Source organism: Pontibacter kalidii, from assembly GCF_026278245.1.
Classification (GTDB): Bacteria; Bacteroidota; Bacteroidia; order Cytophagales; family Hymenobacteraceae; genus Pontibacter; species Pontibacter kalidii.
This window is the reverse complement of record NZ_CP111079.1, coordinates 4,942,618-4,967,814: the sequence shown is the minus strand read 5'-3', so window position 1 is coordinate 4,967,814 and position 25,197 is coordinate 4,942,618. Positions and strand designations below refer to the sequence as shown.

Annotated in this window: 26 protein-coding genes and 1 pseudogene; 15 read left to right on the top strand and 12 right to left on the bottom strand. The window is 53.2% G+C overall.

What is annotated here, in order from left to right; all coding sequences use genetic code 11:
• The first annotated feature begins 57 nt into the window (after positions 1-57).
• Positions 58-1,179, top strand: a complete 1,122-nt coding sequence (locus tag OH144_RS21110) for an NHL repeat-containing protein (protein WP_266204228.1) — start codon at positions 58-60, stop codon at positions 1,177-1,179.
• Between the two features lie 106 nt (positions 1,180-1,285).
• Here the strand turns inward: OH144_RS21110 and OH144_RS21105 are convergent, their stop codons facing one another.
• Positions 1,286-2,632, bottom strand: a complete 1,347-nt coding sequence (locus OH144_RS21105) for a DUF5723 family protein (protein ID WP_266204227.1) — start codon at positions 2,630-2,632, stop codon at positions 1,286-1,288.
• A gap of 300 nt (positions 2,633-2,932) precedes the next feature.
• Here OH144_RS21105 and meaB point away from each other — a divergent pair, with 300 nt between their 5' ends.
• Positions 2,933-3,913, top strand: a complete 981-nt coding sequence (gene meaB / locus OH144_RS21100; RefSeq protein WP_266204226.1) for a methylmalonyl Co-A mutase-associated GTPase MeaB — start codon at positions 2,933-2,935, stop codon at positions 3,911-3,913.
• Positions 3,914-4,313: 400 nt separating this feature from the next.
• Here meaB and OH144_RS21095 read toward each other — a convergent pair.
• The 6 genes and pseudogenes from OH144_RS21095 to OH144_RS21070 form a co-directional block, all read right to left on the bottom strand.
• A pseudogene (locus OH144_RS21095) lies at positions 4,314-4,730 on the bottom strand (transposase); the annotation flags it as partial.
• 37 nt (positions 4,731-4,767) lie between these two features.
• On the bottom strand, positions 4,768-4,956 hold the full coding sequence (locus OH144_RS21090; protein WP_266204225.1) for a hypothetical protein: 189 nt from the start codon (positions 4,954-4,956) through the stop codon (positions 4,768-4,770).
• A gap of 20 nt (positions 4,957-4,976) precedes the next feature.
• Positions 4,977-5,438 carry a helix-turn-helix domain-containing protein gene (locus OH144_RS21085; RefSeq protein WP_266204224.1) on the bottom strand — a complete coding sequence of 154 codons (462 nt, stop codon included), beginning with the start codon at positions 5,436-5,438 and terminating at the stop codon, positions 4,977-4,979.
• Between the two features lie 519 nt (positions 5,439-5,957).
• A complete protein-coding gene (gene folB / locus OH144_RS21080) occupies positions 5,958-6,314 on the bottom strand; it encodes a dihydroneopterin aldolase (protein ID WP_266204223.1) in 357 nt (118 codons plus the stop codon).
• 7 nt (positions 6,315-6,321) lie between these two features.
• Positions 6,322-7,305, bottom strand: a complete 984-nt coding sequence (locus OH144_RS21075) for a DivIVA domain-containing protein (protein ID WP_266204222.1) — start codon at positions 7,303-7,305, stop codon at positions 6,322-6,324.
• Between the two features lie 3 nt (positions 7,306-7,308).
• The gene (locus OH144_RS21070; protein ID WP_266204221.1) at positions 7,309-8,229 is read right to left on the bottom strand and encodes a WD40 repeat domain-containing protein; all 921 of its coding nucleotides are present in this window, start codon (positions 8,227-8,229) and stop codon (positions 7,309-7,311) included.
• 107 nt (positions 8,230-8,336) lie between these two features.
• Here OH144_RS21070 and OH144_RS21065 point away from each other — a divergent pair, with 107 nt between their 5' ends.
• Both OH144_RS21065 and OH144_RS21060 read left to right on the top strand, forming a co-directional pair.
• Complete coding sequence (locus OH144_RS21065; RefSeq protein ID WP_266204220.1) at positions 8,337-8,987, top strand: 4'-phosphopantetheinyl transferase family protein; 651 nt, start codon at positions 8,337-8,339, stop codon at positions 8,985-8,987.
• 12 nt (positions 8,988-8,999) lie between these two features.
• Entirely contained in the window at positions 9,000-9,581 is a 582-nt protein-coding gene (locus tag OH144_RS21060; RefSeq protein WP_266204219.1) for a thioredoxin family protein, read from the top strand.
• A gap of 78 nt (positions 9,582-9,659) precedes the next feature.
• On the opposite strand, the gene OH144_RS21055 is transcribed toward OH144_RS21060, so the two are convergent.
• The 4 genes from OH144_RS21055 to OH144_RS21040 form a co-directional block, all read right to left on the bottom strand.
• The gene (locus OH144_RS21055; protein ID WP_266204218.1) at positions 9,660-10,508 is read right to left on the bottom strand and encodes a transglutaminase-like domain-containing protein; all 849 of its coding nucleotides are present in this window, start codon (positions 10,506-10,508) and stop codon (positions 9,660-9,662) included.
• A 114-nt stretch (positions 10,509-10,622) separates the two neighbouring features.
• Entirely contained in the window at positions 10,623-12,251 is a 1,629-nt protein-coding gene (locus OH144_RS21050; RefSeq protein WP_266204217.1) for an acyl-CoA carboxylase subunit beta, read from the bottom strand.
• A gap of 98 nt (positions 12,252-12,349) precedes the next feature.
• Complete coding sequence (locus OH144_RS21045) at positions 12,350-13,423, bottom strand: MlaD family protein (protein WP_266204216.1); 1,074 nt, start codon at positions 13,421-13,423, stop codon at positions 12,350-12,352.
• A 12-nt stretch (positions 13,424-13,435) separates the two neighbouring features.
• Positions 13,436-14,218 carry an N-acetylmuramoyl-L-alanine amidase family protein gene (locus OH144_RS21040; RefSeq protein ID WP_266204215.1) on the bottom strand — a complete coding sequence of 261 codons (783 nt, stop codon included), beginning with the start codon at positions 14,216-14,218 and terminating at the stop codon, positions 13,436-13,438.
• Between the two features lie 73 nt (positions 14,219-14,291).
• Between OH144_RS21040 and OH144_RS21035 the strand changes: the two genes are divergently transcribed.
• The 11 genes from OH144_RS21035 to OH144_RS20985 all read left to right on the top strand — a co-directional run bounded on the left by OH144_RS21035 (position 14,292) and on the right by OH144_RS20985 (position 24,586).
• A complete protein-coding gene (locus OH144_RS21035; protein ID WP_266204214.1) occupies positions 14,292-16,982 on the top strand; it encodes a putative LPS assembly protein LptD in 2,691 nt (896 codons plus the stop codon).
• A gap of 80 nt (positions 16,983-17,062) precedes the next feature.
• Complete coding sequence (gene panB / locus OH144_RS21030) at positions 17,063-17,881, top strand: 3-methyl-2-oxobutanoate hydroxymethyltransferase (RefSeq protein WP_266204213.1); 819 nt, start codon at positions 17,063-17,065, stop codon at positions 17,879-17,881.
• Between the two features lie 136 nt (positions 17,882-18,017).
• Positions 18,018-18,689 (top strand): RluA family pseudouridine synthase, encoded by a 672-nt coding sequence (locus OH144_RS21025; RefSeq protein ID WP_266204212.1) that lies wholly within the window; start codon positions 18,018-18,020, stop codon positions 18,687-18,689.
• Between the two features lie 51 nt (positions 18,690-18,740).
• Entirely contained in the window at positions 18,741-19,442 is a 702-nt protein-coding gene (locus tag OH144_RS21020; protein ID WP_266204211.1) for a cation transporter, read from the top strand.
• Positions 19,443-19,607: 165 nt separating this feature from the next.
• Positions 19,608-20,378, top strand: coding sequence for an acyl-CoA desaturase (locus tag OH144_RS21015; protein ID WP_266204210.1), 771 nt, complete (start codon positions 19,608-19,610; stop codon positions 20,376-20,378).
• 657 nt (positions 20,379-21,035) lie between these two features.
• Entirely contained in the window at positions 21,036-21,584 is a 549-nt protein-coding gene (locus tag OH144_RS21010) for a 30S ribosomal protein S16 (protein ID WP_266204209.1), read from the top strand.
• A gap of 11 nt (positions 21,585-21,595) precedes the next feature.
• Positions 21,596-22,183, top strand: coding sequence for a ribosome maturation factor RimM (rimM, locus tag OH144_RS21005; protein WP_266204208.1), 588 nt, complete (start codon positions 21,596-21,598; stop codon positions 22,181-22,183).
• Positions 22,183-22,860, top strand: a complete 678-nt coding sequence (gene trmD, locus OH144_RS21000) for a tRNA (guanosine(37)-N1)-methyltransferase TrmD (protein ID WP_266204207.1) — start codon at positions 22,183-22,185, stop codon at positions 22,858-22,860. The genes rimM and trmD overlap by 1 nt, the downstream gene beginning before the upstream one ends.
• 174 nt (positions 22,861-23,034) lie before the next feature.
• Positions 23,035-23,388 carry a 50S ribosomal protein L19 gene (gene rplS / locus OH144_RS20995; RefSeq protein ID WP_073854155.1) on the top strand — a complete coding sequence of 118 codons (354 nt, stop codon included), beginning with the start codon at positions 23,035-23,037 and terminating at the stop codon, positions 23,386-23,388.
• Between the two features lie 161 nt (positions 23,389-23,549).
• Positions 23,550-24,131, top strand: a complete 582-nt coding sequence (locus tag OH144_RS20990; RefSeq protein WP_266204206.1) for an inorganic diphosphatase — start codon at positions 23,550-23,552, stop codon at positions 24,129-24,131.
• 101 nt (positions 24,132-24,232) lie between these two features.
• Positions 24,233-24,586, top strand: a complete 354-nt coding sequence (locus tag OH144_RS20985) for a hypothetical protein (protein ID WP_266204205.1) — start codon at positions 24,233-24,235, stop codon at positions 24,584-24,586.
• A gap of 268 nt (positions 24,587-24,854) precedes the next feature.
• Here the strand turns inward: OH144_RS20985 and OH144_RS20980 are convergent, their stop codons facing one another.
• Entirely contained in the window at positions 24,855-25,088 is a 234-nt protein-coding gene (locus OH144_RS20980) for a hypothetical protein (protein WP_266204204.1), read from the bottom strand.
• Between the last annotated feature and the right edge of the window lie 109 nt (positions 25,089-25,197).

Below are 25,197 nucleotides of genomic sequence, written 5' to 3'. Positions count from 1 at the left end.
ATTTCACTTGGCACTCCTTTTGTACTTTACACTGCCATAAAACGTTTACCTTTTGATATGATCAGACTCAGACAACTGGCAGCGGCCGCCATACTTACCCTCAGCAGCTTTGCCGCACTGGCGCAGGGCGAGCGCAACAACTGGTACTTCGGCAAAGGGGCCGGTATCATCTTTAAAGGCGATTCCGCCACTGCCACTAACAGCAGGCTTTTTACCGAAGAAGGCAGTGCCACAATCTCCGACGCGGCGGGCAACCTGCTCTTCTACACCAACGGCATCACCGTCTGGAACCGGGAGCATCGCGTGATGCCCAACGGCAACGGTCTGATGGGCGGCAAGTCCTCCACGCAGTCGGCCCTTATACTCCCCAAGCCCGGCAGCGAGAGCATCTACTATATCTTTACCACCGATATCCAGGCGCAATCCGATGGTCTGCGCTATACGGTGGTGGATATGACGAAGCAGGAAGGCAAGGGCGATATCACCTCGCGCAACAACTTCCTCATCGCCCCGGCCACCGAGAAACTGACAGCAGTGCGCCACAGCAACAACCGCGATTGGTGGGTAATAGCGCACCGCTGGAACAGCAACGGCTACATGGCCTTTCTGGTGAACAAGGATGGCGTGGAGACGAGGCCAATACTAAGTCTGGTGGGCACGGTACATGGCGGTGCTAACCGTAAGGCGATCGGCTACCTGAACGCCTCGCCGGATGGCACCAAACTGGCCTCTGCCCTGTGGGATGCCGACAGCAACTTTGAGATCCTGCACTTCGACCGTAGCACCGGTAAAGTATCCGATCCTATCCTGCTGAAGGGGTTTGAGGAAGCCTATGGTGTGGTCTTCTCGCCGGACGGCAGCAAACTGTATGGCACAGCAAATGGTGTGGGCGGTGGCAAGGCGCAGATCGTGCAGTTCGATCTGAAAGCGGGAGGAGCAGACGCCATAGCCAAGTCAGCGGTAGTGGTGGGCACCTCTAAAAGCCCGCGCATTGGGGCGCTGCAGGTGGGGCCGGACGGCAAGATCTACGTGGCCCGCCAGGACAACTCCTACCTCGGCGTGATCCAAAACCCGAATGCCAAAGGCGAGGCGGCCAACTATGTGGACGAGGGCTTTCACCTGGGCAAGCAGAAAAGCGACCTCGGACTGCCTAACTTTGCGCAGGGCTTAGGTAAGTAAAGTATAAATTTCAGCAAAAGGGCCGGCTTCTTTTCTCAGAAGCCGGCCCTTTTACTGAAAACCGGTTATTGCACTTCGGGACATTGCTCCCGCAGCACTTGGGTTGCTACAGCGGCCCTACTTTAAAGCGGAGAAAAGCGAAAGCAAGTGAGGCTCCCGGGTTTTCGTTGGATAGAGGGGCAGTGATATCGCGGGTGCTCAGGCCGAATTCGTAAACCGGCGTCACAAAGGTCACTCCGATAGGTAGGTTAACTTTCTCGCCCGCACCGGTCGACACGCCCGAACTTAGGCGCAGGAACCGCGTCGGCATCACATCTACTCCAAGTCCCACAAAATCCTGCGTCAGGTTGCCGGCTGCGTCATTCAGGGCATGCACGTAATCTACGCCAAGCTCCACATTACTGGCTACTTTCATGCCCGCTCCGAGCCGGAGGCGCGTGGGCAGCTTTGTTGTCAGTTCGTCCTGCGGAGTAAACTCCATAGCCGTATTCACAACCTGCTCTGCCATGTCGATCACGTGGTCAAACGTATAGCTGTCGCTGCTCTTAATGTCAGACAGCGCAAATCCTCTGTCCTCTCCCACAAACAGGTTCTCAGTCCAGCGCACCGAACCCATGTCCGTGACAGAGACGGCCACCTTCACATCTTTCGCTATGACTGCAGAAAGTCCAAAATCAAAACCATGCCCCTGTCCTACAGGTGTTAGCGCTTTCCCTGCTTCGGTGAGGGCTGATAGCGGATTCTCTATGTAGGATTCATTTCCTCTGGCCAGTGTAGGCGTAACCGAACCATGTGCTTTCACCTGCCCGTTTTGCACCTGAAATTCGCCCAGCGCCAGCCCACGAACGTAGCGGTATCCTACACCACCCGAAATGCTAACCCCTGGCAGGTTGATGAGCTGGCGACCGAAAGCAATGTTCCACTCCTGCAGCCACGACACCTTCAGCTTTGTTCCTTCGAAGACGTCGGAAACATACACCAGTTCATTCCCTGCCTCTTTCACGATAGGAGCATCCTGTCCTAAAAACAGAAGTTCGGAGAAGTTCTTGTTAAAACCGGCGTGCCCTAACATGCGCTGCCGGTTACTAATGGCAAAGCCTCCGAGCTTTGGCAGATTCACCGCAATGGCAAACGTACTCAGGTCTGCGCCCACATGCAGCACGTCATCCGAGGCGAACGCCTTGGCATAGTTTCTCCTTTTCGCTATGCCTAGCTCTCCTTCTGTAGCGGAACTGCTTCTGAAATCACGGATGATATCAGGCGTAAAGGCCCTTGAACTGACGCCTAACCCTCCTTCCAGAAAGGTAAAGGATAAAGTATGGCTACTGCGGCCGAGGTTGGCAGGATTGATTCCGATAGCCTGGTAATCATTGACAAAGGTGCTGGCAACACCTCCACGCCCTGTGGCTTCAGTACTGCTGTGCTCTGATTGTGCCAATACAGCAGTATGCATAGCCGTGCAGACAAGAGCCAGCAGCCAGGGTTTCCTCGTAAAAGGCAATCTCATTAAATTGGAAATATACAAATTCGGGATGATAAGAACTATACTTGCATGCCCAACTTAAAGTATAGCCTTTAGGTTCATGATCAGGTATAATTTTTTCCATGCCAACCACACCACAGAGCTACACGATGCATAGAAAGTATAGTTATTCATGCTTTTAGAGCCGTTGCGTCACTTTAACTGGCGGGGCAACCTTTAAATCTTAATTTTGTAAAAGAGTATGATTTGCGAACACCAAACCCCATCCCCTTGGCCAAACGATTTAGCTCCCAGAAATATGTTGAAGGCATTTTAGCTGGTGACCGCGTGATGCTGAGCCGCGCCATCACGCTGGTGGAAAGCCGCCTTGCCTCTGACCTGGAACTGGCACAAGAGGTCATCAGCCAGGTGCTGCCGCATGCCGGCAACTCCATTCGTATTGGCATAACCGGCGTGCCGGGCGTGGGAAAAAGCACGTTCATCGAGGCCTTCGGCAATTACCTGATCAAGGAGCAGGGAAAAAAGCTGGCCGTGCTGGCTATCGACCCCACCAGCCAGCGCTCCGGCGGCAGCATCCTCGGTGATAAAACCCGCATGGACTCCCTCTCCATCAATCCACAAGCCTTTATCCGCCCTTCGCCGGCAGGCAAGTCGCTGGGAGGCGTGAGCCGCAGCACCCGCGAGAGCATTCTGCTTTGCGAGGCGGCAGGCTTCGACGCTATTTTTGTGGAGACCGTGGGCGTAGGCCAATCCGAAACGGCGGTACATGCCATGGTAGACTTTTTCCTGCTGCTGATGCTGGCCGGCGCCGGCGACGAGCTACAGGGTATCAAACGCGGCATCATGGAGATGGCCGATGCCATTGCCATCACCAAGGCCGATGGGGAGAACGTTAGCAAAGCCAAAGGTGCCCGCGCCGAGTACCAGAGCGCTTTGCACCTCTACCCGGTGGCTGCCTCCGGCTGGATGCCCAAAGTGAGCACCTGTTCGGCCTTACAGAATACCGGTCTCGACACCATCTGGAAAACCATTGTCGAGTACCTGGCACTTACCAAGGGCAATGGCTTCTTCGAGAAAAAACGTCACGACCAGAACCTGCAGTGGATGTATGAGGCCATACGCCAGGGGCTGGAAGACAATTTTTATGCACATGGGCAGGTAAAGCAGCTGTTGCCAGGTATAGCCGAAGAGGTGAAGGCTGGCAGGAAATCGGCCTTCGCCGCGGCGGCCGAGCTGTTGCGGTTGGTATAGACAGCTCCTTGGTGCCTACAAAGCATAACCACTGAGGCAGGAATTTTGCAGTACAAGGTTCAACCACTCCCTCCCTCTCCCGAAGCAAGTTCGGGATCCGAGACTTGACTAAGGAGGGAAATTTTCACCTCCCTCCCACCCTCTCCTAAAAACAGGAAAGGGAGCTTACTTGCTCATATTAAAGTATGAGTTTTATAGCCGCCGGTATCGTGCGGACAGGTCGCGACCTGTCCCTACAAGTATAAACCCACCCCTGGCGTCCGCTCTTTCGGATTTGCAATTTGATTTAACACTTTGCCAGCTGTAGAACTGCGGCGAAAAACTAAAAGTCGGATTGCAAATCTTCATATTAAGTGCTTCGGGATTATAAATCCCGAAGAGCAACTAGTGATTCTCCAATTTAATTCTTAGACAAAGGGTTGTCTGTATTTACTTTCTGGTATTGTTTTGCCAGCTTTTCTCTGGCGGTGTTGACGGTAAAGCTCCAATGGATTTTAGATGCTTTTCTGTTACGCTTCTCACACCATATCAGCACCTCTTCTTCCAGTTCCTCCATGCTGCCAATCCTCCTGTTTAGGCACTCCCTGGCCAGCACCGAGAACTCTATCTCAGCCATGTTGAGCCAGCTTCCATGCTTTGGCGTGAAATGGAAGCAGAACTTGCGGGCCAGCTCCCTGGCGTCGGCAGCGGGCAGATTCTCGTAGAATGAGCCGTAGCTGTGGGTGTTAAGATTGTCCTGCACTAGTGCTACCTGCTCCACGTGCGCGTAATGCTCCTTTGCCAGCCACTCCATAAACTGGGCATAATCCTGCTTGGTGCGCCCCCCCTTACCTGCACGTACCGCTGCCCCGTGTCTATGTCATAGGCCAGCAGGATAACAGCCGTGCCCTTGCGCGCATACTCATAGTCCTGCCTGGCTTGCCTTCCTTCAGGGGCAACGGCTCCACCACGTCGTTCAGTAGCTGGCAGGGCCGCTCATCAAAGCATACCCTGGCCTTGCCTTCGCTGGGCTCCTGCCCGTAGAGCTCCAGCACATCCTCCATGTTGGCCAGGTACTAGCCATCTACCTGGCCGATGCACCACTGCTTCCTGAGCCAGGGCTTAAGCCTGCTTTTTTTAAAACCAGCCGCACCGTCTCATCATTGAGCTCGTAGCCCAGCTTCACCACCCTCTCGTTTATGAGCGAGACTGTCCAGCGGGAGTGGCCCCCTGGCACCTGACTGCAGGCGATGCGGGTGACAGCCGCCTCCACTTCGGGGGTTACTTTGCGCGGCTGGCCAGGCCGGGGCTTCTCCTCTACGGCATGAAGCCTGGTGGCCAGGTAACGGTCGTGGATATTGTACACCGTTGCCAGACTCACGCCTACCGCTTGGGCGATGTCTACATGCTTGTGCCCCTCGTGCAGCCTGAGCAGTATCTGCGCCCGTTTCACCTTGCGCACAGCGTGCTTGCCCTTGCTTACCAGACGCTTGAGCTCTGCCTCCTCTGCCGAACTTAACGCAATCTTTTCTTTTAGCTTGCCCATCTTGCCTCGTTCATGGTTTTAAGTAGAAGGCAAGAAATTCTGTTTTAGTTCTATGATATAATTTGGAGGAGCACTAGGAATTCTGTAGCACCGGGTCCAACCACCCCTGCCCCTCCTTAGCCAAGGAGGGGAGCTCTGTTCAAGCTCCGTCAGCGGTAGCTATCGAATCCGATCCCAGTCCTTGGGGTGAGCGCCTTCTATTGTTGCGGTGCTGAGCTTGCTCAGCAGCCCGGAGCGGCAGCGAGGAGCAGCTTCAATAGACAGCGCGATGCCAAAGGACGAGGCCTCCCGGCCATGAGGGAGCCAAAGTATACTATGAAACGAGCAGGTTGTAAAGCCGTGGATGAGCAGCAGCTAGTAAGTAAAGCTAGTTCCAAATTGTAGGAAGCAGCGGCTAATCAAGGCACAAGGGACACTTGCGCCAAGGAGGCTATAGGAGCAGCAAGTATAAAATCCTGCTAAAACAAAAGCAGCCGATCCATCACTGAACCGACTGCTCTTTATCAATAAGTAAGTCTTTTACCTGGCCTCCTCTAAAGTAACCTTGGCCCATTTGCAGATGCCGCCGAGCGGGGGATTAAACTTGTACACATTTACCTTCACGGACTGCACAAACGGGAACCGCTCATACACTTTATCGATGATGCGGTGGCCCAAGTGCTCCAGTAGGCGGGCTGGAGTCTTCATCTCCTCCAGCACCAGCGCATACAGCACCTCATAATTCACTGTTTCTCCCAGGTTATCGGATTCGGCGGCGCGGCGCAGGTCGGTGTTAATGATCAGGTCGATGCCATACTTGTTGCCGATCTTCTGCTCCTCGTCGTAAAACCCATGGAAGGCAAAGAACTCCATGCCCTCCAGCGCGATCTGCCCCATCCGCTGCTTAGCCTATCTCGTCGAAGAAAGAGCCTCCTGATGCCGGCTTAACGGCAGCGCCATTGGTAACAAAGGAGTTACGCGACGGCTCCGTCATCGGTGGCTGGATCTCCGGCTTGTCTGGCTGCACCGGCTGAATCTCCGGTACCGGCTGCTCAATGTCCGGGGCAGGCACACGGCCCGGGTAGTCTGGGGCTGGCTGCGGTATCTCCGGCGAAGGCACGTCAGGCACTGGAGTCGTTGGGTTTGGCACCTCCGGATGCGGCTGCGTTACGTCTGGCGCCGGGTCACCGATGGTGTCGTGGGTAGCGGCGGCGCTAGCCACAACTACGGGTGCATTAGAGGCCGTTGATTGCGGCAACTGGTATGTGGTGTTATCTGATGTCTTATCCATATCTTTCAGGTTTTTGAGCAACTCCGAAGGGCTAACCTCGGTATTGGCTGCTTTTGAAAGAATACTGTGTGTGCCGGCTTTAGGTTTTGCCTTGGCCTTCTCGGCGTTTTCCAGCGTCTCGCTAGCCAGGTGGCGCAGGTCACGCACCAGGTGGTCGAGGTAGCCTTCCATCTGGCGGCACTCCTGGTCGAGCGATTTCACGTGCTGCTGCATCTCGGCGATCACCCGCTCCGACTGGCGCTGGGCCTCCTCCAGCATCTGGCGGGCCTCGTTGCGGGCGCGGTTCATCATCTCGTCGGCCTTCAGGTCCGACTCGCGGGCCTGCAGCTCAGCCGATTTTTTGGCCTGCTCCAGTATGCTGTTCCCGGTGTCTTCGGCGGTTTTTAATGTCTTGTAGAGCGATGACTCCACCTCGCGCAGCTTCTGTGTTTCGCGATGCGCCGCGTCCAGCTTCATGCGCAGGTCCTTGTTCTCATCCTGCAGCTTTTCCCACTGCTGCGAGAGCGTCAGCAAAAATGCATTTACCTCATCCTTATCCAGTCCTCTAAATGCCTTTTCAAACGTCTTTTGCCTGATCTCTAACGGTGTAATCTTCATAACTCAAAAATTTATATCCCAAACCGAAATGGTGCGGTCATCGCTACACGAAACTAACTGATTCTGGTGAGCCGACCAAAATAATTTATTTACCGAGGTGCCGTGGCTCGCATGACGCACTTTATCAATCACTTTCAGCAACTTAAAGGTTTGCGCGTCCCACAGTTTTATGGATTTATCCATGCTGCAGGTGGCAAAATACTCGCCGCCCGGGCTGTAGGTAATGTGGTTGATGGTGTACATGTGCGCGATCAGGTATCCCCGCTCGGTATAATGCTGCTCTACTTCCCACACCCGCAGGTGCGCATCGCGGCCACCGCTCAAAAGCAGCTTGCCGTCGGGCGAGTAGGCCACTGTAAACACGGAGTTGGTATGCGCGGTCAGCTCATACTTCAGTTCCATATTTTCAGCGTCGAAAATACGGATCTTATGGTCGCTATAGCCCACGGCCAGCTCATGGCTATACTTGTTGTAGGCCAGGCTGCGCGCGCTTTTGTCGGCTTTCCGGATGATGGTCTGCAGCTCGAACGTCTCCGCATCCAGCACCGCCACGCCCCCGCTGCCCATACTTGCAAATATTTTGCCCGCCTCCGAAGTATGAAGTATATCGAAAATGGGCACCTTGGGCAGCGGCACCGACTTCAGTATTTGCTTGCTCTCTAGGTCGATCACCTGCACACCCTCCCGGTTCTGCCCGATGAGCAGCAGGTGGCGCTCCGGCAGGTAGCACAGCGCGTACACAGATGCGTTTACCCGCGCCACCAGGTCTCCGGTGTCGGGCGCCTGCATGTTCCAGGCCACCACCATGCCATCGCCGGCGGCCGAGAAGAACAGATGCTCCTCCGCTGCCTGCACCAATGTATACACACTGTCGCGGTGCCCGGTCAGGGTTGCCACCTTCTCAACTTGTACTTTGCTTGCCATGCCGCCTATCCTCTCGGGTGTTCTGTAATTTTAGCCTAAATTTACAACAAATACAGCTAAACAGCCGTGCCATACTTTAAAAACGCTGTAATCATACTTTATTGCTTATGCCGCTGCTATACATCAAACAACTGGACGGGCACACGAGACTGGGCCTCTGGGAGCTGACCGAGCCGGTGGAGGAACTGCGGGCCGCGCTGCCCGCTTATGTGGCTGTGGAGGAGGGCCTGGAGCAGGTGCACCCCAAGCGGCAGCGGGAGTGGCTGGCCAGCCGGGTGCTGGTGTACAGGTTGCTGCAGGAGTTTACCACACGCCCCATCCAGCTGCTGCGCAACCAGTACGGCAAGCCATACTTCCCCGACTCCCGCTTCCATGTATCTATTTCGCACTCGCCGCAGCTTGCCGCCGTTATACTTTCTGATGAGCACGAGGTTGGCATAGATATTGAACTGGTATCACCGAAGGCGCTGCGCGTGCAGGATAAGTTTTTGACCGATAATGAGAAGAGCCAAACGCTGGCAAGTGAGCAAAATACCTGCCTGTACTGGAGCGCCAAGGAAACGTTATACAAACTCTACAGTCGTAAGCAACTGATATTTAAGGAGAACCTGGCCATAGCGCCTACCGGGAGCCCAAATATGCTGCAAGGCCATGTGAATACTGAAAATTTTTCTAAATTGTACCGTATTAGCTTTGAGGTGGTGCAAAACCACATCCTCACCTACTGCATAGACAAGCAACCCGTTCCCACAGACTAAACACAGATAGACATGAAACAGTTATTCCCTTTACTCACATCCCTGCTGCTTTCGGTAGGCGTTTTTGCCCAATCCGGGGGATACAAAGTGGGTGATAAAGTGGCTGACTTCACGCTACAGGGCACCGACAACCAAAGCGTAACGCTAAGCGAAATGGCCGATGCCAAGACCGTAGTGCTGGTGTTCACCAACAACCAATGCCCGTATGCCAAGCTCTACGAAAGCCGCCTGGTAACGCTGGCCAGCAACTATGGTTCGAAGGGCGTGCAGTTTGTGTTCATCAACCCCGGCGCCGGCGATGCGGGCGAAACCCTGCAGGAGATGGCCAGCAGAAACTATAGCCCATACCTGGCAGACGAAGGGCAGAAGGTGAGCCGCCAGTTCGGTGCCACTAAAACTCCGGAGGTGTTCGTGCTGCACAACACGGACGGCGAGTTTACACTCAAGTATAAAGGGGCAATTGATGATAACCCACAGATGGAAAGCGGGGTGAAGAACTTCTACCTCCGCAGCGTGATTGACGAAATTCTGGCTAACCGCCCTGTTTCCGCCGGCGATAAGCGCGCCACGGGCTGTTTGATCAAGAAATACTAAACTTACTTTAGTAGTATAAGATATAAAGGCAGCGGCCGCTCTTATAGTAAGAGCGGCCGCTGCCTTTATACATTAAGATCAGATCCCGGCACCTTCATCCATCATAGCGTCCAGCAGTTTATTCACCTCGGTGGCTTTCTCCGGATCGTCCATCTTCTCGAACGAGAAGGCCAGGTTGCGGAGCGCGCGCTTCACGATGTCGATGTTGGCACAGGGCTCGTAGAAGATATCCACAGGGTTCAGGCTCAGCTGCAGAATGTAGTTATCGATGTCGGCTTTGCTGAGGATGAGGCCCTTGTTGTACACGTTGATGTAGAACTGCAGATCCCCTAGCTTATAGGTAAGTATAAACAGGTTGGGCAGGTTTACGCCGTATACCGGCATGTTCAGGCGTTGCGCCAGCGTCATGTAGATTACGCAGAGCGTAAGCGGGTTGCCCCGCTTGGTCTCCAGCACCAGGTGTAGCATAGAGTTGGCCGGCGAGTGAAAGTTCTTGGTATTGGCCGAAAAGCGCTTCTCCCGGAACAGCACGTTATTGAGCGACTTCACCTGGTCGTAGGGGTGCATCTCGTCCTTCATGTGCGTCCAGGCATCAAAGTACAGCTGGTCTATGGCTTTGTTGATGGCGGCGAAATCTACGTCCGGATACAAGTAGGAGTTCACCAGAAACATGCCCTCCAGCAGGTTCTCAGCCCCCTTGTTCTTCCAGTCCAGCAGGCGCTTGGTCAGCCCGTCGAACTGCAGGTTGTGTATCAGGTCTTCAATCTTCTTTTGCAGGTCTGTGCTCAGAGTTTCTTCCCACTCCTCCTCCAGAAACGGAATGATACCTTCGCCTAAATAAGCAATCTGCTTCTCCACATACGACGCCACCTCAAAATCGCTATCGTCCAGCAGCGAGATCAGCGCCTTAATTTCTCCTTTTGTCACTTCTCCTCCGTAATAAAAACTAAAATTACAGGAGCCCCCTTAAAGGGGCTGCCCGCAAAGTATAAATTTATAACACGTCTTCCGTTAGTTTTGATTCACCGCCGCGGTATAATCTCAGGTTTGGATCACGCCCACGTTGTAGGGCTTTTCGATAGGCGCATGGTTAGCCGCCTCGATGCCCATCGAGATGACCTTGCGCGTCTCCAGCGGGTCGATGATGCCGTCTATCCACAGGCGGGCAGCGGAATAGTAGGGTGAGAGCTCCTCGTTATACTTGTTGGTGATGCGCTCCAGCAGCTCCTTCTCCGCCTCCGGGCTTACCTCCTCCCCCTTCGCCTTCTTAGACGAGACCTCTATCTGCAGCAGCGTGTTGGCCGCTGCGGCACCACTCATCACGGCTAGCTGCGCCGTTGGCCAGGAGTAGATCAGGCGCGGGTCATAGGCCTTGCCGCACATGGCGTAGTTGCCGGCCCCGTAGCTGTTGCCAATCAGGATCGTAAACTTCGGCACCACCGAGTTGGCCATGGCGCTCACCATTTTGGCTCCGTCTTTGATAATGCCGCCGTGCTCCGACTTGCTGCCTACCATAAAACCAGACACGTCCTGCAGAAACACCAGCGGTATCTTCTTTTGGTTGCAGTTCATGATAAAGCGCGCGGCCTTGTCAGCAGAGTCGGAGTAGATAACGCCGCCCATCTGCATCTCGCCTTTCTTGCTCTTCACGATCTTGCGCTGGTTGGCCACAATGCCCACGGCCCAGCCGTCTATGCGGGCCAATCCACAGATCAGCGTCTGCCCGTAAAGCTCTTTGTAGGGCTCAAACTCCGAGTTATCCACCAGGCGCAGGATGATGTCCATCATGTCGTAAGGCTTCACGCGGTCGGATGGCAGCAGCCCGTAGATCTCTTTCTCATCCAGCCTTGGCGCGGCAGGCGCCACGCGGCTGAAGCCGGCCACCGGCTTGTCGCCCATCTTGTCAAAAATGTTGCGGATATGGTCCAGCGCCTCCTGGTCGTCTTTGCACTTGTAGTCGGTAACGCCTGATATCTCCGAGTGCGTGGTCGCGCCACCCAGCGTTTCGTTGTCTATACTTTCGCCGATAGCGGACTTCACTAAGTATGATCCGGCCAGGAAAACCGACCCGGTGCCCTCCACAATCAGGGCCTCGTCGCTCATGATAGGCAGGTAAGCGCCTCCTGCCACACAGCTGCCCATAATGGCGGCAATCTGCACGATGCCCATTGAGCTCATCACGGCGTTATTGCGGAAAATGCGGCCAAAGTGCTCCTTATCCGGGAAGATCTCATCCTGCATCGGCAGAAACACGCCGGCGCTATCCACCAGGTAAACGATGGGCAGTTTGTTCTCAATGGAGATTTCCTGGGCGCGCAGGTTCTTCTTGGCCGTAATCGGGAACCAGGCCCCCGCTTTTACGGTGGCATCGTTGGCCACCACCACGCACTGGCGGCCCTTAATGTAGCCAATGCCGGTAACCACGCCGCCGCTCGGGCAGCCACCCACCTCCTCATACATGCCGTCTCCGGCAAAAGCCCCGATCTCCAGGAACTCGCTGCCTTCATCCAGCAGGTAGTCTATACGCTCGCGGGCCGTCATTTTGCCTTTTTGGTGCTCCTTCTCGATGCGCTTCTCACCACCGCCCAGGTGTACTTTCTTCAGTCTACTATTCAGCTGGAAGACCAGCTGCTTCAGTGCGTCCTCGTTTTTGTTGAATTCGATATCCATCCAGGGTTAGGTTGATTAGTTTTCAGGAAAGTATAAAATGCGAAAATCCGCCCATAAAAGCGGATTCTACAAATATACAATTTTCACATGTAGCTTGCTTATTTATTGCCGGGTGTGTCCGCCTTCACATTATCCCCTTTAGGCACAGGCACATAAACCGTATCGGGCACGGTCCTGAACTCCTCCGGGTATTGATCCTGCAGCTCCTTCACCTCCTCCAGGGTGATCACACGGCCGGTCTCGTCTACTTTATACTTGTCTTTGCGGCCAAACACAGAGAAGCTGACGTAGCGTTTCGGATAGGCCTGTATATCGCGCAGCAGCAGGTTCAGTGCCTGCGTGGAGCGGTTCATGTTCTCATACAGCTGCTCGTCGTACATCAGCTTGCCCAAGGAGCCCTCGGTCGAGTTTAGCTGGGCTGCCGCAGCCTGCATCTCCTTTACTGCCTCATTGGCGTTGTTCACCAGTTGGTTAATCTCCACTTGCTTCAGGGTGTCGGTAATCTCAGCTATGTTCAGCGCCAGGCGGTCTATGTGGCGCTGCGTCGACTTCATGGAGTTGGTCAGATCGTTTATGTTGCCGGTGATCTGGTTGATGTTCTGTTGGTTGGCGCGCAGCAGATCGTTTACAGCTTTTGTGGAGGCTGCCGTATTGGCCAGGATATCCTGGATGTTGCCTTTTGCCTCCGCATCGAGCAGGCGGTTTATCCGTGCCAGCGTGGTATCCACCTTATCGATGATCGGTACTGTCTTGGTTGAGATCATCTCCGTGATGCTGCTTTGCGTGAATGGGATAAGCGTTTCGCCGCCCTCATACAGCGTGGAGCTGTTGCCTAAGTATAAGGTAATGGCTTTGCTTCCCAGGATGTCGGAGCTGCCGATGGCGGCAATGGTGGAATCTCCTACCTGCAACTCCTTCATCACCTCCAGTTCCACCCGGATTTTGTTATCCTGATCGGTCAGGAGCTTCATGTCGCGCACCGTTCCTACCGGTATACCATTCAGAAATATAGGATTAGAAGGCGTAAGTCCGTCTACGTTATTGTAAACAACATAGTACCGGCGATAGTCAGAGAACACGTCTGACCCTTTCAGGTACATGAACCCGAAGTATAGGATAACCAGTGCCGCAATTCCCAGCAGCGCAACTTTAAGTTCCTTTGATATTTTCACGTAGGGGTGTGCTTAGTTCATCGCCTCCATCTCTTGCTTATACTCCCGGAAGGCACGATATATACCTGATGCAATATACGATTGCCCGGTCTTATCGTTAAGAAATTTTTCTTCTGTAGGGTTGGTCAGGAAGCCGCACTCGATCAGCACGCTCGGCATATATGATTTCCAGAGGACCAGAAAGCCTGCCTGCTTCACACCGCGGCTTTTGCGGCCGGCACGGGTGCTGAACTCGCGTTCCACTTTTTCGGCGAAGCGAAGGCTGTTATCCATGTAGGCGCTCTGGTGCAGGGCAAACAAAATATGACTTTGCGGGGAGTTCGGGTCGAAGCCATTGTAATTGGCCTCATAGTTCTCCTCGTGCAGGATTACGGAGTTCTCACGCTTGGCGACCTCCAGGTTCCCGTTGGAAGTATGAAGCCCCATGGTATAGGTCTCGGTGCCGTAAGCAGTGGGCGGGCCCGCGTTCAGGTGGATGGATATGAAGAGGTCAGCGTTATTCTTGTTGGCTATGCCGGCGCGGTCTATCAGTTCCACAAACTTATCCTCAGTGCGGGTGTAAACAACTTTCACCCCAGGCACGTTCTTCTCTATCAGGGCACCTACCTGCTTGGCAATATCGAGCGCGACAATGGCCTCATGCGAGAATTTACCGTTGCACCCTACGTCTTTGCCGCCATGGCCGGCATCAATCACAACTGTGCGAACTTTGTACTCTTTCTTAAATTCAAGGGTGTTAGAGGAGCACAGCAAAAAAACAAAAGCCAGAATTGATACAGTAACAATATTTTTCACAACGCTCGTTAGTTAAAAGCTAAAACAATAACTTTGTACAAATTAAGTAAACTTTTAGGGAACTCTGAAGAAGTTGCGCCACTACATTTTTATTTTTTTACTACTGCTACAGTTCAGCTTGCTCCCCTCCCCGCCGGCCTTTGCCCAGGAGGTGACCGCCCCTGCTGTAGTACCACAAGACACCCCCACGATAGCTTCGCCAGATACGGCTCTCGTGGCCGGGCTGGACTCCCTGAACCTGGCCGCCCCGAAGGGTGATATCGCCACCACCATCAAATACTCTGCCAGAGACTCCATGCAGTTTGAGGTAGACAACAAGGTGGTGCACCTCTACGGCGAGGCCAAGATAAACTACGGCGACATGAACCTGGAGGCCGCCTACATCCAGATCAACTACGAAACCAACACCCTTACCGCTACCACCCTCCCCGACTCGACAGGCAAAGAAACCGGCACCCCGGTTTTTACGCAGGGCGCTGAGACTTACGCAGCCAAGCGCATTGCCTACAACTACAAAACCCGCAGGGGCCGCATATCTGAGGTAGTAACGCAGCAAGGCGAGGGATACATACACTCGGAGGTGGTTAAACGTAACGAAAACAACGAGTTTTTCGGCCTGCACAACAAGTATACCACCTGTAACCTGGAGCACCCCCACTTCTACATCAGTGCAGACAAGATAAAGGCCATCCCCAACGATAAGGTAATGGCCGGCCCCTTTAACCTCGTGATCGGCGACATACCCACGCCGCTGGGCTTCCTGTTCGGCCTCTTCCCTACGCCGAAGGCCAAGCGCGCCTCCGGCGTGATTGTGCCCAGCTACGGCGAGAACGCCCGGGGCTTCTACCTCAATAATGGCGGCTACTACTTTGCCTGGAACGAATACATGGGCACCAGGCTCACGGGTGATATCTACTCTTTGGGAGGATGGAACGCTGAGGCCAGCACCGATTATGTGAAACGCTACGCCTACCGCGGCAACTTCCGCTTCACGTATGATAACTTTAAGAATGACGAGGCGGACATCGAGCGATCCAGAACGACAGACAACCCTCTGAGCCAGCTGCCTTCATCCAGGCAGACCTTCTGGATCAACTGGAGCCACAGCCCCGTTACCAAGCCGGGCCGCGGCTCTTTCAGCGCCAGCGTGAATGCCGGTAGTGCCTTGCACCAGCGCATTAATTATAACAGCTCCGCGCAGTACCTGTCGCCAACTTTTAACTCGAATATTTCTTACCAGAAAACCATCCCCAACTCCCCTTTCAGTTATACTGTAAAGGCAAGCCAGGGGCAGAGCACCCAAACGGGGACGATGAACTTCGTGCTCCCGGACCTTAACTTCAGCATGTCGCAGGTATCCGTGTCCGAGCTGTTTTCTGATGCTCCCGCCACAAACAAGTGGTACGAGAAGTTCACGCTTTCTTACAACGTGCGGGCATCCAACACGATCTCGAACCTGCAGCCCGCCCGCACCCGCTCCGACTTTCCGCTGCTGGAGTCGGCCCCTGCCGATACGATTGACGTCGACTTTAACAACCTGCAGCGCCTGTGGGAGAGTGGGCAGAAACAGGCCGTGCACGCGTTCGGCATCGGCCTGGGCAACTACAAGATTGCCCGCTTCTTTAACTTCAGCCCCAGCGTGAACTACAGCGAAACCTGGCTCGATGAGAAGTATACGTTCAACTTCAACCCGGACTCGCAGCGCGTGGACATCGACACCACCAACTTTGGCCGCGTGTACCAGTACAGCGCCGGCGCTAACCTGAGCACTACTGTTTACGGCACGGTAAACTTTAAGCCCGGCGGCAAAGTGGAGGCTATCCGCCACCTGGTCAGACCTAGCATCAGCTACAACTTTCGTCCTGACTTTGCCGATGAGCGCTTCGGCTTTTACCAGCGCACCCTGGTCGGTGTGGACCCTAACTTAAACCAGGCCCAATACCGCGACCTGGGCCGTTTCAGGAGCGGCTTACCAGCCACCGGCCTCAGTTCCGCCCTTAACTTCAGCATCGATAACAGTATAGAAATGAAGGTGAGGGCCAAGAGTGACACAGCGGAGGTGAAGACGGAGAAAGTAAGTATAATCGATAACCTGCGCCTTTCCTCCGGCTACGACTTTGCCCGCGACTCGCTGAAGCTGGCAGATATCAGAATGTCCCTGAACACGAAGCTTTTCCGGTTCATCAACATGAACTTCAACGCGACACTGGACCCGTACCAGAAGAACGACAGCACAGGCCGGGACATTGACAGGTACTACTTTGATCTATCCAGAGGACGGTTGGGAAGAATCACGAATGCGGGCCTGAACCTGACAGCCAGCCTGAACCCGGAGGCCATACGCTCGGAGGCGCCGACGCCGGACAACCTGCCGTCGCTGGAGCGGGAGCCGTTCGACCCCTTGCTGCCGGAGTACGTGGACTTTAAGATTCCGTGGACGCTGAACCTGAACTATACCATGAGCTATAACCGCTCTTTCGGGCTGACAGGCCGTACGAACCTGACACAGACCGTGGGTATAGACGGTTCCCTGAACGTGACGGAGAAGTGGAAAGTAACCTACAACGCCACCTACGACATCTCGAACCAGAACATCTCCTACGCCAACGTGCAGATTTACCGCGACCTGCACTGCTGGGACATGAGCATCGGCTGGGTGCCATTCGGCCTCCAGCGCGGCTATAACCTAACAATAAACGCCCGCTCTGCCCTGCTGCAGGACCTGAAGCTGACCAAACGCAGCAGAACCGGATACAACTACTAAAACCAGGACGGCCACCAACAAAAGGTGGCTGTTTTTGTTTCTAGATTTTATAGCTTTACAATCTAAATCCACCAAGAGCCATGTCTGTACACAAAAACGATATAAAGAAAGTTACCACGCACCAGTTACAGAACATGAAGGAGCGTGGCGAGAAGATCTCCATGCTTACCGCCTACGATTACTCCATGGCCACTATCCTAGACGCCGCCGGGGTAGACGTGCTGTTGGTAGGCGACTCTGCCTCTAACGTAATGGCGGGCCACGAGACCACGCTGCCCATTACGCTGGACCAGATGATCTACCATGCCTCTTCCGTTATAAGAGGGGTGAGCAGGGCTTTTGTGGTGGTGGATCTGCCTTTCGGGTCATACCAGGGAAATTCTTCGGAGGCGCTGCGTTCCACGATCCGCATCATGAAGGAGTCCGGGGCGCATGGCATAAAGCTGGAGGGTGGCGCCGAGATAAAGGAATCTATTACGCGTATCCTTAGCGCGGGCGTGCCGGTGATGGGCCACCTGGGCCTTACGCCGCAGTCTATTTATAAGTTCGGCACCTATACTGTGCGCGCCAAAGAGGAGGCAGAGGCGCAGAAACTGATTGACGATGCGCTGCTGCTGCAGGAGCTAGGTTGTTTCTCTATCGTTCTGGAGAAGATCCCCTCAGAGTTGGCCAAGCGTGTAGCAGAGACGCTACAGATTCCGATCATCGGCATAGGCGCTGGCCCGCACGTGGATGGGCAGGTGCTGGTGGTGCACGACATGCTGGGCATCAATAAAGAGTTTAAGCCGCGCTTCCTGCGCCGCTATGCTGACCTGCACAGCATCATGACGGATGCGGTTCAGAACTATGTAAAGGATGTAAAGAGCAAGGACTTCCCGAGCGAGAAGGAAGCGTACTAAAGTTTAGGAGTTAAAGAGTTAGAAAGTTATGCTTTGACACATTTTTGAAGTATAGCCTTCCAGCTTTCTAACATATTTCCCTATCCGTATCTACACTTTATACTTATTCCTTCTTACTACTCCCTGACTTATACTTATGAGTATAGAAGTACTTTTTGAGGATAACCATGTGCTGGCGGTAAACAAGCCTGCGGGCCTGCTGGTGCATGGCGACGAGACAGGCGACGTAACGCTGGCCGACCTGGCGAAAGAGTACATCAGGGAGAAGTATAACAAGCCGGGTAATGTCTTTATAGGCGTGGTGCACCGCCTCGACAGGCCCGTGAGTGGTGTAGTGCTACTGGCCAAAACCTCCAAGGCCCTGGCGCGTCTGAACGAGCTCTTCCGCAGCAAGAAAACCACTAAAACCTATTGGGCTGTGGTCCAAAACCGCCCGCAGCAGGAGCAGGGCACCCTGGTGCACTGGCTCGTGAAAGACAGCTCCCGCAACATAACCAAAGCTTACGCCAAAGAGAACACCGCCGGCTCCCGCTCCGAGCTTAACTACAAACTACTGAGCACGCAACAGGGCAAGTTTCTGCTGGAGGTAAACCCCATCACCGGCAGACCACACCAGATACGGGTGCAGTTGTCTTCCATGCGCTGCCCTATACTAGGCGATCTAAAGTATGGCGCTTCCCAACCGCTTCCAGACAAAAGTATCGCCCTGCACGCCCGCCGGCTGCAGTTTACGCACCCCACGCTAAAGACACAGGTTACAGTAAGTGCCCCGCCCCCTGCCGCGCCCGTGTGGGCCCCGTTCAAGTAACCAAGGTTGCACTTAACGGAGCTATTTTGCCCCCGGATACGTTACCTGCTTATGACCAATCCGCAAACGGAAACATCAGAAACCGGGTTTAGGGAGCGAGAGTCCCTGGCAACCGTCTCAAGGCTACTACAGGCAGCCTTCATACTTAGTATCATCACTATTATCTACAACCTGGCTGAAGGGCTGGTATCAGTATACTTTGGCTTGGAGGATGACACCCTCTCCCTGTTAGGCTTCGGTTTGGACAGCTTTGTAGAGGTAATCTCAGGCGTGGGTATTGCGCACATGGTGTGGCGCATGCGGCAGCGCCCCTTGCAGCAACGCGACAGATTTGAGAGGCAGGCGCTGAAGATTACCGGAACCAGCTTTTTCCTGCTGGCAGCAAGCCTGATAGTCGGCAGCGCTTTAAAAGCCATACAGGGGGCGCAACCGGAAACTACGGTAGTAGGCATCATCGTTTCCCTCATTTCCATCTTTACCATGTTCTTTCTGATGCGGTATAAACTAGACGTTGGCAACAAACTGAACTCTGCCCCGATTATCGCGGACGCACATTGCACCAGGGCCTGCCTGCAGCTGTCGGTTATACTTCTGCTGGCCAGCGGCCTGTATGAGCTTTTCCATATCGGCTATGTTGACCTGATCGGCTCGGCGGGCATCGCGTATTTTGCCTACAAAGAGGGGAAAGAGGCCTGGGAGAAAGCCAAGACTTCAGACCTGAACAGCTCCTGCGACGATGGCTGTTGCTCCTAAGAGGCATACAGAAAAGATGATCTTCATCAGTTTCTGAACTTTTACCCCACCATTACTATTTTACTTTTAATTTCGTGTTGTAGCTTTGCGTATAGCAAGGCGTGTTTTTAAAGCGCGTTTACTGCCGCAGGAGAAGAATCAAATCACTTTATACCCGATACATTAATGGCCATACTTATCTTTTTTGTGGTGCACTGGTACCTGTCGCTTTTTGTGCAGACCTTTTACCTGCACCGCTACGCAGCACATAAAATGTTTACCATGAACCCGTTCTGGGAGAAAGCATTTTACCTGCTCACTTACATCGCGCAGGGCTCCTCGTTCCTGTCGCCGCGCGCTTACGCTATCCTGCACCGCATGCACCACGCCTTCTCCGATACGGAGCGCGACCCACACTCGCCGCACTTCTCCAACAACGCCTTCACGATGATGTGGAAGACTAAGGAGATTTACAACAACGTGCTCAACAACCGCGTGGAGCCGGAGCGCCGCTTCGAAGGCAACTACCCGGTGTGGCCGCTGCTGGAAAGAATCGGAGACTCTTACTTCTCCCGCATTGGCTGGGGTGTAGGTTATGTGCTGTTCTACATCGCCTTTGCCACGCAGTGGTGGATGTTCCTGTTGCTGCCGCTACACTTTTTGATGGGCCCGGTGCACGGCGCCATCGTGAACTGGAGCGGCCACAAGTATGGCTATCAGAACTTCGACAACAACGACAAATCCAGAAACTCACTTTTCTTTGACTTCCTGACGGGCGGCGAGTTGTTCCAAAACAACCACCACAAGCTGCCTAACCGCGTGAACTTCGGTGTGAAATGGTGGGAGGTGGACCCTACCTGGCCGGTGATCTGGACGCTCGACAAGCTAAGCATTATCAAGCTGAAGCCTGTGAAAGTAAAGGCTGCCAAGCCTCCAAGAGTAAAAGCCAACGCTTAATCATACTTGAAAGCCCTCCCACTGCGGAGGGCTTTTTTATGCTTGCTACTCCTCCTAGTAGAGGAATCGTCTGCAGAAGATTAACATCCCCCTATCCCCTTCAAAGGGGGACTTGGCTGAGGCTTCGTCAGCAGCGGCTATCGAACTGATCCCAGTCCTTGGGTTGAGCGCCTTCTATTGTTGCGGTGCTGAGCTTGCTCAGCAGCCCGGAGCGCCAGCGAGGAGCAGCTTCAATAGACAGCGCGATGCCCTTATCGAGGGCCCCTACCCCAGGACGAGCCCTCCCGGGCTGGAGGGAGCCAAAGCCAGAAATGAAACGAGCAGGTTGTAAGACTGCAGGATCAGCAGTGGTAGGTAAGTATAGTTTGTGTCCAGTTGCGGTAAGCAGCGGCTATGAAAGTATAGACCGGAAGGATAAATTCCGGCCAGTCGCTTTACAACCACACCAGTACAGAAGCGCACAAAGCAGCAAACCCCTGCTAAAAATGGCCAAAACAAGACTGCCTGTAAATCGCTATCTAGGCTTTATACTTATCACTGAGGCACAAGTCATTAATAAATAACAGAGGGCTATAGATAATCAGAAATTATTTCCCTAATTTTGCGGTTCTAAAAACTGGCGGACGGGTTCCGCCGACTGAAAAAACACATTTTAAAATGGCAGTAAAAATCAGACTGGCCCGCAGAGGCCGCAAGAAAGCCGCTATCTACGATATCGTAGTAGCAGACGCTCGAGCACCACGTGATGGTAAATTTATCGAGAAACTGGGTACTTACAACCCGAACACTGTTCCAGCCTTCATCGACTTCAACGAAGACAAGGCGTTCCAGTGGGTAATGAACGGTGCACAGCCAACTGACACCGTAAAAGCTATGCTTTCTTACAGAGGCATCCTGTTCAAGAAACACCTGCAGATCGGTGTTGCGAAAGGCGCCATCTCTCAGGAAACTGCTGATGCTCGTTTTAACGAGTGGAAAGAAACGAAAGAGGCTAAGATCGAGGAGAAACGCCAGAAGGTAGGTTCTGAGAAAGAAGCCAAGCGTGCAGCCGCTCTGGAGGCTGAGCGTAAAGTGAAAGAGGCTCGTGCAGAGGCTATCCGTCAGCGTGAGGCTGAGAAAGCTGCTGCGAACGCTCCTGCTGCAGAAGAGGCTACTGAAGCCCCTGCGGAAGGCGGTGAAGGCGAGTCTACTGAAGAGCAAGCATAATTTGGTGTGCCATGCATGTTGATGAATGCTTCCTATTAGGCTATATCGTCAAGACCCATGGCACCAAGGGGCAGGTGGTCGCGTTTTTTGACGTAGACTACCCCGAAGATTATGAAGATCTGGAATCAGTTTTCCTGGAGCAAAAGGGAAGACTGATTCCTTTTTTTATAACGACCATGGAGCCGGTGCAGAAAGGACGCTTCATTATCAAGTTCGAGGATGTGAACACCATCGAACAGGCCGAGGCGCTGCGCAACACCTCGCTTTACCTGCCGCTTGGAGAGTTACCTGAGTTGGAGGAAGGCCAGTTCTACTTCCACGACGTGATCGGTTATCAGGTGGTAGACGAGCAGCATGGGGCACTGGGTACTGTGAAGGAGTTCTACGACCTGCCGCAGCAGCAGCTGATGGTTATGGAGTACCTGGACCAGGAGATGCTGGTACCGGTGATGGATGAGATCTTCCTGCGTGCCGACCACGAAGCAAAGCAACTGCACGTGAGCCTGCCGGAAGGCCTGCTGGAAGTATACACGCAGCCATCCGGACCCGACGAAGCTGATGACTTTGACGCAGAGGACACTGAGGAGGAGAAAAAATAATGCGCTTCGACATCATCACGTGCCAGCCCGACCTGCTGGAAAGCCCCTTCAGCCATTCTATCCTGAAGCGGGCGCAGCAAAAAGGCCTGGTGGAGATCCACATCCACGACCTGCGCCAGTATGCCGTAAACAAGCATGGCCAGATTGATGACTATGCCTTTGGGGGCGGTGCCGGGATGGTGATGATGATCGAGCCGATTGACAAGTGCATCTCGGAACTGCAGGCCGCGCGAACGTATGATGCCATCATCTACATGACGCCGGACGGACAGACGCTGAACCAGGGCATTGTCAACCAGTTTTCGCTGCTGGAGAACGTGATCATACTTTGCGGCCACTACAAGGGTGTGGATGAGCGCGTACGGCAGCATTTCGTGACGCACGAGATCAGCATCGGGGACTATGTACTCTCCGGAGGGGAACTGGGTGCAGCCGTACTGGCAGACGCCATTATCCGCATCATTCCGGGTGTGCTGAACGACGAGACCTCGGCACTGACAGACTCTTTCCAGGATGGTTTGCTGGCCCCACCCGTGTATACCCGGCCCGCCGAGTACAAAGGCCTCACAGTGCCGGACATCCTGATGTCGGGCGACACACCAAGGATCGAGCAGTGGCGCTTTGAGCAAGCCGTGGAGCGCACCAAACAGCGCCGTCCCGACCTGCTAAGCGAGTAAGCAGAACCGGTGAAGGCCGGTCGGAAAAGAAACGAGGAGGGTCATAGGCAAAATTTTGCTGAGGTGGCCGCTAGAAACTATATTTTTTTTCTGCAAATGTTCTTATGTAATAAATATTTACATATCTTTGCAGTCCGAAATTTGAAGAAGATACTTTAAGAGAACATAGCCATCATGAGCGAACTAATTAAATTCATTGAGCAGGAATCTACTGACAAGCGCGCCTCTTTCCCAACTTTCCAGGCGGGTGATACTATAAACATTCACGTGAAAATCCGTGAGGGTAACAAAGAGCGTATTCAGCAGTTCCAGGGTGTTGTGATTCAGCGTAAGAACGTGAACACAAACGGAGAAACGTTCACTGTAAGAAAAGTATCTAACCAGATCGGCTTAGAGCGTATCTTCCCACTTCTTTCACCTTCCATCGAAAAAATCGAGCTGGTAAGAAGAGGTAAAGTAAGAAGAGCAAGACTGTACTACCTGAGAGGGCTTCAGGGCAAGGCGGCTCGTATCAAGGAAAGAAGATAAGAATACCTGTTTTCATAAGTTTTCCATAGTTTTTGCAAAAAGGAGCCGACGACCTCGGCTCCTTTTTTTGTGCCTATACTTCTACTTGGGCAGCCAGCCATACTTTACCCTGCCGCCGACGCTTCTTATATTTGCAGTGTAACCTCAAGCTTTTCCGCACCATGAAACGCCATACTTTATACTTGCTACCCTTGCTGCTGTTCCTGGCCTCCTGCAAAACCGACTACGCCGAGCTGCCCACCTACTCGGCAAACAAGCAACTGCAGGCTGTGGTGGAGACGCCCGCAGGAAATACCCGCAGGCTGGTGTATGACAGGGAGCAGCGGGAGTTTGTGCCGGACCTGAACGCGGGCCATGAGCGTGAGGTAGATTTCCTCCCCTACCCGGGCAACCTGGGCTTTATACCTTCCACGGAGATAGACAAAGATGGCAGAGGGCTGGAGGTATTGGTGCTGGCGGAGCGGCGGGAGCCGGGCACGGAGATGGAGGTGATTCCGGTAGGCCTGATACAGCTCGAAAACTACGGGGAGCTGCGCCACATCATTGTAGCCGTACCGTCGCGGCCAAGCGAGCGCAGGGTCGACGCCACCAGCTACGAGAGCCTGAGCAAGAATTACCCGGGCGCCAAGGCCATCCTTCAGATCTGGTTCTCGAACTACAACAAATCATCGAACACCAAGTTTGTAGGCTGGCGCGATGAGAAATTCGCCGAAAAGGAGATACAGCGCTGGATGAAGCTGTAGGTAGGTTTCTGCCCTGATTGTAGAGACGCGCCGTACTTTGCATCTCCTGCGGGTTATACTTATACTTCTGCTTTATACCTTGTCGGGCTGAATTCGAAAGTATGAAATTGATTTTAGAAGACATACCTCTTAAGCTATTTCTAAAGCTGTTTCAACCAGAAGACAAGGTTGAAGTGAAAGAGTTGGGTGACAGCTGGCACCCGAGCAGCGGTTTTGTGAATGAATCAATCTTAAGGGAGGTAAGAAAAATAAACCAAATCATTAACTATGAATATGACTTTAGGGGCTTGGTCTATTTCGAAGCATTAATTTCAGGAATAGAAGTAGTATATCAGGATGAACAGTATACATTGAAAGGCTCAAGGCAACAGCTTGAGAAGGTTATTAGCAGCATAAAAGCTTTAAATGGCAGCAGCGACTTTCCACAGTATAACTACAAGTTCATAACCCCTTAACTAAACATAGTTCATCAAGATTCATAGCTTATGCTACGGCTTTACCTTGCCCATACGATGCACAAGCCATAAAAAAGAGACGCAAGGTGTTGCGTCTCTACAAGTATAAATCCTTCCTTAGCTTAGGCGATTCGAATAATTACGGAATAGTAGCGATGTATACTAACTCCACCATATCGCCCTTAATATCAACCTCCCCCTCTTCAATCTCTATGCTAACTGTTAGCACTAATTCGTCTGCTGTCAGCTTAGAAACCTTAAACTTCACCTACTCGCCGAATTGCTCCATTACAATGGCATTGTCACTGATTTTATAAGAGGCGCTGCGCATTCTGCGCTTCTTGTGGGTATTGTAGCGAAAGGTGCTCTTATCTCTAAAATCTAATGTCGTAAATGGCTCTACGCTGTAAATGCCGCTTCCATCCGCGAACATGTGCGGGAGCCTGTTGAAGGTCTTATACTTCCATACTTTGTGCAGGGTAATCTCCTCTTCGTTTTCCATAACAATGGTTTCAGGTGCATCACTGATTGCTGATTGCCAGGGATTTTCCGGATGAGAAAATGAAGCAAGGAATAGCATTGTTAGGATTAGAAGAGAATGAGGCATCGCA